The sequence below is a fragment of the Streptococcus mitis genome, from assembly GCF_019929545.1.
Taxonomy (GTDB): Bacteria; Bacillota; Bacilli; order Lactobacillales; family Streptococcaceae; genus Streptococcus; species Streptococcus mitis_BU.
The window spans coordinates 20,390-30,389 of sequence record NZ_JAHZPT010000022.1 but is presented as its reverse complement, the minus strand read 5'-3'; the positions used below and the strand labels follow the sequence as shown (position 1 = coordinate 30,389).

General features: G+C 35.9%; 5 protein-coding genes. 2 read left to right on the top strand and 3 right to left on the bottom strand.

The window, feature by feature from the left end; translation table 11 throughout:
- Window positions 1-142: 142 nt before the first annotated feature.
- Entirely contained in the window at window positions 143-1,621 is a 1,479-nt protein-coding gene (gene guaB / locus K1I71_RS07015; protein ID WP_000073401.1) for an IMP dehydrogenase, read from the bottom strand.
- Between the two features lie 151 nt (window positions 1,622-1,772).
- Window positions 1,773-2,798 (bottom strand): tryptophan--tRNA ligase, encoded by a 1,026-nt coding sequence (gene trpS / locus K1I71_RS07010; RefSeq protein ID WP_223330580.1) that lies wholly within the window; start codon window positions 2,796-2,798, stop codon window positions 1,773-1,775.
- Between the two features lie 205 nt (window positions 2,799-3,003).
- Between trpS and K1I71_RS07005 the strand changes: the two genes are divergently transcribed.
- Both K1I71_RS07005 and K1I71_RS07000 read left to right on the top strand, forming a co-directional pair.
- Window positions 3,004-4,626, top strand: a complete 1,623-nt coding sequence (locus tag K1I71_RS07005; RefSeq protein ID WP_000958774.1) for an ATP-binding cassette domain-containing protein — start codon at window positions 3,004-3,006, stop codon at window positions 4,624-4,626.
- 61 nt (window positions 4,627-4,687) lie between these two features.
- Entirely contained in the window at window positions 4,688-7,231 is a 2,544-nt protein-coding gene (locus K1I71_RS07000; RefSeq protein WP_045605305.1) for a YfhO family protein, read from the top strand.
- Between the two features lie 25 nt (window positions 7,232-7,256).
- On the opposite strand, the gene K1I71_RS06995 is transcribed toward K1I71_RS07000, so the two are convergent.
- Window positions 7,257-9,899 (bottom strand): YhgE/Pip domain-containing protein, encoded by a 2,643-nt coding sequence (locus tag K1I71_RS06995; protein ID WP_223330579.1) that lies wholly within the window; start codon window positions 9,897-9,899, stop codon window positions 7,257-7,259.
- Window positions 9,900-10,000: the final 101 nt, after the last annotated feature.

Genomic DNA, 10,000 nt, shown 5'->3' with positions numbered 1-10,000 from the left:
ATCAAAAAAGAAAGGACGAAATGTGTCCTTTCTCGATCTTAGCTTTTCTTCAACCCACTACAGTTGACAAAGAGCCTGTAAATGAAACTTGACAATATTGTAAAAGAACTCCTGTTTCCACGGGAGTTCTTTTCATTGTTTTTTACATAGAATAATTTGGTGCCTCATTAGTAATTTGTACATCATGAGGGTGGCTTTCTTTCAAACCAGCACCAGACATTTCAATAAATTGAGCATTATCGTGTAGTTCTTTAAGGTTAGCTGCACCACAGTAACCCATACCAGAGCGAATACCTCCAATCATTTGGAAGACAATATCAGCTGCAGCACCTTTATAAGCAACACGACCTTCAATTCCTTCTGGAACAAGTTTGTTTGCTTCATTGACAGAACCTTGGAAGTAACGATCGCTTGATCCTTTCTTCATAGCAGCAATTGATCCCATACCACGGTAAGTCTTAAACTTACGTCCTTGGAAGATTTCAGTTTCGCCTGGAGCTTCATCAGTTCCAGCAAACATTGATCCAAGCATAACTGCATTTCCACCTGCAGCAAGGGCTTTTACAATATCTCCAGAATACTTGATTCCACCGTCAGCAATGATAGTTTTACCATATTCACGCGCAACAGCTGCAGCATCGTAGATAGCTGTTACTTGCGGAACACCAACACCTGCAATAACACGAGTAGTACAGATTGAACCTGGTCCAATCCCAACCTTGACAACATCTACACCTGCTTCGTAAAGTGCGCGCGCTCCCTCAGCAGTAGCAATATTTCCAGCAATCAAAGTACGATCTGGGAAATGAGCACGAATCTCAGCAATTTTACGCAAGACACCTGCAGAATGACCATGTGCAGTATCAATAACAATCGCATCCGCTCCTGCTTCAAAAAGAGCCTCTGCACGTTCAAATGTATCTGAAGTAACACCTACTGCACCTGCAACTAGAAGACGACCAAACTCATCTTTAGCAGCATTTGGAAACTCAATAACTTTTTCAATATCTTTGATAGTAATCAAACCAGAAAGACGACCTTCTTCATCTACCAACGGAAGTTTTTCAATACGGTGTTCTTGAAGAATGCTCTCAGCTGTTGCAAGATCTGTACCCACAGGAGCAGTAATAAGATTTTCACTGGTCATATGATTTGAGATTGGTTGGTTATAGTCTGAAATAAAACGAAGATCTCGGTTTGTCAAAATACCAACCAATTTACGATTTTCAAGTGTTTCAACAACTGGAACACCACTGATGCGGTAACGACCCATAAGCTCATCTGCTTCAGCAATTGTATGTTCAGGCGTCAAGAAGAAGGGATCAATAATAACTCCATTTTCAGAACGTTTTACCTTACGAACCTCGTCTGCTTGTTGAGCAATTGACATGTTTTTATGGATAACTCCGAGACCACCTGCACGAGCAATAGCAATGGCCATTTGACTCTCTGTAACTGTGTCCATGGCAGCGGTAATAATTGGGATATTTAAAGTCAAATTATCTGCCAATTTAGTTGTTAAATCAGCATCGTTAGGCAACACATGACTTTCAGCTGGAATAAGCAATACATCATCAAAGGTAAAACCTTTTTTCAAAAATTTAGTGTCCCAATTAGACATTCGAAGTTTCCTCTTTTCTTTCTTTTTGAGCTTGACTCTTTTTATATTGTATCTATCATACCATTCTATAAAAATTTGTCAAATGTTACAGGGGTAAATAAAAAACTATCTTTTCTTTGAGATAGAAATGATAGTTTCTTATAAAATAAACCTAGTTAAAATAATGAAGTCCCATTGCTCCTTTTACCTCAGATAGGGTCTGACCTGCAACTTCACGCGCTCTTTCACTACCTTTTTGAAGCATATTATAAACTTCTCCCATATCCTTAGCAAATTCGATACGGCGCTCACGAATAGGACCCAGTTCACGTTCTAATATTTCAAGTAGATAACGCTTGGTCTTCACATCACCAAGACCACCTCGTTGGTAATGTTCTTTCATGTCAGCAATTTCTTGAGCATCTTCTGGACGACCAAAAACATCTAGATAATGGAAAACCATATTTCCTTCAATTTTACCTGGATCCTCAACGCGGATATGATCTGGATCTGTATACATACTCATTACTTTTTTACGCAAAGTATCCGCATCATCAGCTAAATAAATACCATTATTGAGTGATTTAGACATTTTAGCATTTCCATCTAAACCAGGCAAACGCCCTGCTCTCTCATTTTCTGGATAAATACCTTCCGGTTCTACCAAGATATCACAGTTATATGCATTGTTAAAAGAACGAACAATTTCACGAGTCTGCTCAATCATTGGTTTCTGATCTGTCCCAACAGGAACATAGTTGGCCTTAAAGGCTGTGATGTCAGCTGCTTGTGCAATTGGATAAACCAAAAATCCTGTCGGAATGCTTTCTCCAAATCCCTTCTGAGCAATTTCTGTCTTGACAGTTGGATTGCGCTCCAAACGTGCTAATGACACTAAATTCATATAATACATAGACAACTCAGCTAATTCTGGAATTTGACTTTGAATAAAGATAGTTGATTTACTTGGATCCAATCCAACTGCAAGGTAATCCAAAGCTACATTTCCGATAGACTCTACAATGGTTTGAGGGTCTTTAGCATGATCTGTCAAAGCTTGTTGGTCAGCCAAGAACACAAACATATCATACTTATCCTCTTCCTGTAATAATACTCGATTTTTGAGACTTCCAACATAATGTCCAATATGCAATTTTCCTGTTGGACGGTCTCCTGTTAAAATAATGGGTTTAGTCATTTTGTTCTCCTTCGATATAGTCCCTTCAATTATAGCATTTTTTTAATGAAATAACCGTAATTTATCAAAATAAATCAGCCTTGCTATTTACGGATTTGTGTAAAGTATGCTGTAAATTTAATTTACACAAAATTGACAGATAAAAATTTGAATATTTCCGTATTTTCTAGTAGAATAAATATATTACATATATAGGAGAAAAACATTGCTTACAGTATCTGATGTTTCACTACGTTTTAGTGATCGCAAACTTTTTGATGATGTCAATATCAAATTTACAGAAGGAAATACTTACGGATTAATCGGTGCTAATGGTGCCGGAAAATCAACCTTTTTAAAAATTTTAGCTGGAGATATCGAACCTACTACTGGTCACATCTCTCTTGGTCCAGATGAACGTCTCTCTGTTCTTCGTCAAAATCACTTTGACTATGAAGATGAACGTGCCATTGATGTTGTTATCATGGGAAATGAAAAACTTTATAGCATCATGAAAGAGAAAGATGCCATCTACATGAAGGAAGATTTCTCAGACGAAGATGGAGTGCGTGCTGCCGAACTTGAAGGAGAGTTTGCCGAGCTTGGAGGATGGGAAGCAGAAAGTGAAGCCTCTCAACTCCTTCAAAACCTAAATATCCCAGAAGAATTGCACTATCAAAATATGAGCGAATTGGCCAACGGTGAAAAAGTAAAGGTTCTCCTCGCCAAAGCACTTTTTGGTAAACCAGATGTCCTTCTTTTGGACGAGCCGACCAATGGTTTGGATATCCAATCAATTACATGGCTAGAAGACTTCTTGATTGATTTTGATAACACTGTTATCGTAGTATCACACGACCGTCACTTCTTAAACAAAGTATGTACTCACATGGCCGACCTTGACTTCGGAAAAATCAAACTCTATGTCGGAAACTATGACTTCTGGAAGGAATCTTCTGAACTCGCTGCTAAATTGCTAGCAGACCGTAATGCTAAAGCAGAAGAAAAAATTAAACAATTGCAAGAATTCGTTGCTCGTTTCTCTGCTAATGCTTCTAAATCAAGGCAAGCAACATCACGTAAGAAAATGCTTGATAAGATTGAACTTGAAGAAATTGTACCATCTAGTCGTAAATATCCATTTATCAACTTTAAAGCGGAACGTGAGATTGGTAATGATCTCTTGACAGTAGAAAATCTAACTGTAAAGATTGATGGTGAGACTATTTTAGATAATATCAGCTTTATCTTGCGTCCAGGTGATAAGACAGCGCTTATTGGACAAAATGACATCCAAACGACTGCATTAATTCGTGCAATCATGGGGGACATTGACTATGAAGGAACTGTCAAGTGGGGAGTAACTACTAGCCGTTCTTACTTGCCAAAAGATAACTCGGCAGATTTTGCAGGAGGAGAGTCAATCCTTGACTGGTTGCGTCAATTCGCAAGTAAAGAAGAAGATGACAATACTTTCCTACGTGGCTTCCTCGGCCGTATGCTCTTCTCTGGAGATGAGGTTAACAAACCTGTAAATGTCTTGTCAGGGGGAGAAAAAGTTCGTGTCATGCTTTCAAAACTCATGCTCTTAAAATCAAATGTCCTTGTACTTGATGATCCAACCAATCACTTGGACTTGGAATCTATCTCAAGCTTGAATGATGGATTGAAAAACTTTAAAGAATCAATCATCTTTGCCAGCCATGACCACGAGTTTATTCAAACTCTAGCCAACCATATCATTGTCTTGTCTAAAAATGGCGTTATTGACCGTATCGATGAAACCTATGATGAATTCCTAGAGAATGCAGAAGTACAAGCAAAAGTTAAAGAACTTTGGAAAGACTAAATAAAACTTCAAAACTCAGTTGGGTTAACCAGCTGAGTTTTCTAACATTTTATGAGGTAACATGAAATTATTTTTTAAAACATATTGGACCTATTTTGTTTCTTCCATCATTCCCATAATTATTATGATAGGAGTATATCTATCTCAAGGTATCTACTGGAATAGCGATACATCTCCACTATTAGGAGATGGGTTTCATCAATACGTTATTTTTGATATAGCTCTAAGAAATATCCTACACGGAAATGGTAGTTTGTTCTACACCTTTACAAGTGGCCTCGGATTGAATTTCTATGCCCTATCTAGTTATTACTTGGGTAGTTTCCTTTCACCACTAGTTTACTTTTTTGATCTAACTAATATGCCAGATGCTGTCTATCTGACAACTCTCTTAAAATTTGGATTGATTGGACTGTCAACTTACTTTAGTTTAAATAAATTATTTCAATCGATTCCTAATCCTTTAAAACTAGCTTTATCTACTTCCTATGCTCTGATGAGTTTCACTGTCAGTCAATTAGAGATAAAAACCTGGCTAGATGTTTTTATCTTGATTCCTTTAATTATAACTGGTTTACAGATACTCATCACTGAAAAGAAATTCCTATTGTACTTTACAAGTCTGTCAATCTTATTTATCCAAAACTATTATTTTGGCTATATGACAGCATTGTTTCTTATTTTCTGGTATCTCTGTCAAATTTCTTGGGACTTTAAAACCCGAAAATCATCTTTTCTTGATTTCATAATCACCTCCGTTTTAGCTGGTATGGCTAGTTTGATTCTGACTCTTCCTACTCTGTTTGATTTACAGACACATGGGGAAAAATTGACTGAAGTTACAAAGTTTCAAACTGAAAGTAGCTGGTATCTTGATCTTTTTGCTAAGCAATTCATTGGTTCCTTTGATACAACCAAGTATGGGGCTATTCCAATGATTTTTGTAGGACTACTTCCCTTTATTTTGACTATTTTATTTTTTACACTGAAAACTATTAAGTTTCACGTGAAACTTATCTATGCAATCTTCTTTACATTTCTAATTGCAAGCTTTTATATTGAAGCTCTTGATTTATTTTGGCAAGGCATGCATACTCCAAACATGTTTTTACATCGCTATGCTTGGATTTTCTCTACCTTGTTAATTTACACAGCAGCGGAAGTCTTAAATCGTCTAAAAGAAATTAAAATCTGGAATTTTTTAGTTTCGCTTTTTCTTATAGTAACAGGATTTTTAGCCACCATCTATCTAAAATCGCATTATTCTTTTTTAACAGATTTGAATATTCTGCTTACTCTTGAATTTTTGATTGTCTATTCGCTTTTACTCCTTGCAGTTATCAAAAAGTTTATCTTTGTAAATCTATTTGCCATTCTAATCTCTTTATTTATAATGGTTGAAATGAGTTTAAATGCTTCATCTCAAATGGACGGAATTGCTAAAGAATGGGGTTTTGCTTCTCGAAGTTCATATAATCGAGATATCCCAGCTATGGAATCTTTCTCAACAGATATTGGAAATCAATTTACTCGTACTGAAAAACTACAAACTCAGACAGGAAATGACAGTATGAAATTCAACTACAATGGAATCTCTCAATTTTCATCTGTTCGAAATCGTTCAGCAAGCTCTACTTTGGATAAACTTGGGTTTAAATCCTCTGGGACTAATCTCAATCTCCGCTATGCAAATAATAGTATTTTGGCTGATAGTTTATTTGGTATCCAGTACAATATCTCAGACAACCCTATTGATAAGTATGGTTTTAAAGATATCTATCAAAAAGATAATCTTGCCCTATATGAAAATCAATTCTCTCTTCCGATTGCATTTGCTAGTCAATTTGTTTACAATGATGTCAAGTTCAATGAACATACTTTAGATAATCAAGCCTCGTTTTTAAATCAACTTGCTAACGTCGATTTTGATTATTTTTCTCCAATCCTTTATGAAAAAACCGAAAATACTGATGATTTGATTAGTGTTACAAGTTCTTCAAATGAGGATGCAGCAATCCAGTATCAAATTGAAGTGCCAGAAAACAGCCAAGTTTATCTTTCTTTCACAAACCTTCACTTTTCTAATGATAAACAAAAGAAGGTTGACATCCTTGTAAATAGTGAAAAAAAGACTTTTACAACTGATAATGCCTTCTCCTTCTTTAATCTAGGATATACAAAAGAGAAAAAAACTTTCAATATCAATGTTAGTTTCCCTGGAAATTCACAAGTATCATTTGAATCTCCTACCTTCTATCGTTTAGATACCCAAACTTTAACTGAGGCTATTCAAAAAATCAAAGAACAACCTGTAACAGTATCAACTTCTAAAAACAAGGTTTTTGCTACATATGATGTCCAACAAGATACATCTATTTTCTTCACCATTCCTTATGACAAAGGTTGGTCTGCCTACCAAGATGGTAAGAAAATAGAAATTAAACAAGCTCAAACTGGATTTATGAAAGTTGACGTTCCCAAGGGGAAAGGAACTATTACACTTTCCTTCATTCCCAATGGTTTTATTACTGGAGCAATCTGTTCCTTTACTTCTCTCTTACTATTTGGAATCTATAATCACAGACAAAAGTCATCTAAGGCATAAAAAATCGACCAGTTGGTCGATTTTTTTAATCTTCTTCCATTTTCTTAGGCTGATAGGCTAGCATACCTAAACCAATAAATAGTACTAGTATCACAGAAAGGAAAATGACTTGATGATGAATATTTCCTGTCATAGAGATTGTTTCTCGTAATCCAGAAACTGAATAACTCATTGGTAACCAAGGATTAATGGCTCTAAAGAAATCATTTGTCAAAGCAAGTGGGTAAGTACCTGCACTTGATGCTAACTGTAATAAAAGCAAAATAAGAGAAAAGAAAGCTCCTATACGGCTATTCCATGTTGTTAAAGCGGTCACCATGGACATGAATACTAAACTTGTTAGGATAATGAGAATAAATGTTCTCATCTCATGATTTGCAGTTAAACCAATAAGATGAACTCCTCCATATACCAAAATTCCTGCCAAAACAGCTATAATACCATTTATTTCTGCTCGAGATTTCAACCAAGCCCAACGACTCTCCGGATGACGTCCTGAAGGCAACTTCGCAAAGATCATATTCGTTGATATTGCTGCAACAAAAAGAGCAACTGATATCATATAAGGAGCCATTGCAATTCCATTTACAGGAACTTGATCATTGTCTGTTTTTGAAAGATTGAGTGGATTTGACAAAATCTCTGCATTTTTAGATTCCGTTGATGCTAACTTGAGTTGATCACTAGCATTACCTAATCCTTGTCCCAAAGAAGCAACTCCTATCTGTAAACCTTCCAATCCAGAAGTTAACTTTGTTCCACCTTCTGCAAGTTTACCAGATCCATCTGCCAATTTATTAGCTCCATTCTCTAATTGAGAAGCACCTGAAAGTAACTGACTGGATTTGTCTGCTAATTGACCAGATCCTGATTGTAATTTATCAACTCCTGCCATTAATTCTTGACTCTTTTGATTCAATTGGTTAGAGCCAGTTGATAATTTTTCAATACCAGACACTAATTCTGGAGTTTTTTCAACTAATTGACCAACTCCTGCTGTCAAGTTAGAAGATTTTTGTGTCAAGGTAGTTGATCCTGACACTAGTTGATCCAGACTACCTGTCAAGGTGGAATTCTTTTCACTTAGTTGACTTGCGCCTTGAGAAACTTTATCAACACCTGCAGTATATGCATTTACACCCGATGTAATAGACTGACTGGCAGGAACTAATTTGCTAGCAACAGCTCCTTGTATCTCTGTTAATCCACTTGACAATCCTGTCAAAGAAGTAGAAGCAAGCGGTAATACTTGATTAGCTTGATTTTTTAAAGTCGAAAGATTAGAGGATTGATTTTGTAAGTTTTCCAAACTTCCCTGTAAACCTTGTACTAAAGCTATAATTGACTGAGCCGATTGAATACTATCAGTCGAATTTTGAGATACAGAAGCACTTATTTCAGCTTGTTGCTCACTTGTCAAAGATTGATAAGCTGCTGTCGATTGAATATTGGCTAATGTAGTCGCTTTATCAGACTGAGCACTTGCTAACATTTGATTAGAAAGAGATACTATACTTGATAAAACAGAATCTAATTGTTTTGTATCTCCAACATCAATATTTTGAATAGCTTGATTTAACTGATTCAGACCAGAGGATAATTGATTAATTTGATCTTTTTGCTCAGACGAAGTATCTAACTTGCTAGAAAGTTGTTGAATTCCTTCACTTAATTGCTCCACCCCCATTCGAAGTGTAGCTGATTGATTAGATAACTGATTAGCACCTGTTGCAAGACTTCCCACTCCATTGGTGTAGGCACTAACACCAGATGAAAATTGATTAAGACCAGCATTGAGATGAGAAACACCGCCAGTATAGTACTCTACACCAGTATATAGTTGATTGATTCCTCCTACTAATTCAGGGCTTTTAGAAGATAATTGACCTAATCCGCTATCTAATTGACTCACTGCACCAGTATATGTAACTAAACCACTATTAAAATTTCCTAAGCCAAGATGAAGTTGTTCAACACCAGATACATAAGAGGATAATCCTTTAGTAAACTGCTCCGTTCCATTTGAAAATGTTAAACTTGAATCTGCTAAAGAGTTTAGGTTAGTAGTTAATGTTTGACTTCCTGCCACTAACTGATTCGCTCCATCAGTTAGTTTTTCACTTCCAGAAGCTGCTTGACTCATACCATCCTTTAAATCGACCATTTTGTTGAATAAAGCTTTAGTATAAGTCTCGGTTACATTGGTAGAAACATTCTGCTTTAATTGTGTCATAGCAGAATCACTCATCTTGCTTGCAATAAAGCTATGACCACTTGAAGTCTGATAATCGATTTGCATTTGCTCAGGGTGATCCGTTAAAATAGAAGTTGCTTTTTCAGACAAGTCACTTGGCAAAGTGACTACCATATAATAATCACCGTTTTCTATACCCTTCTTACCTTCTTCTTCATCTACAAAATGAAAATCCAATGATTTATTTTGCTCTAAATTAGACACCATGTCTTTTCCTATAGACATGCTATTACCATTATAAGAGGCCTCTTTATCATTATTGACAACTGCCACAGGTAAGTCAGACACTTGACCATATGGATCCCACATTGAGGATAAAAATATGATATTGTACAGAGCGGGAATAAGAGAAATCCCTATCATGACAATAATAAAGGTTGGTTTTTTAAAAATTGCTTTCCATTCTTTAAACATAGTTTCTCCTTTTTTAAACATATTGTCTAAAATTTTGATATAATAGATTATACATTAAAAAATCTAAATTACAAGATAAAAAATCCATTTTTAGACACATA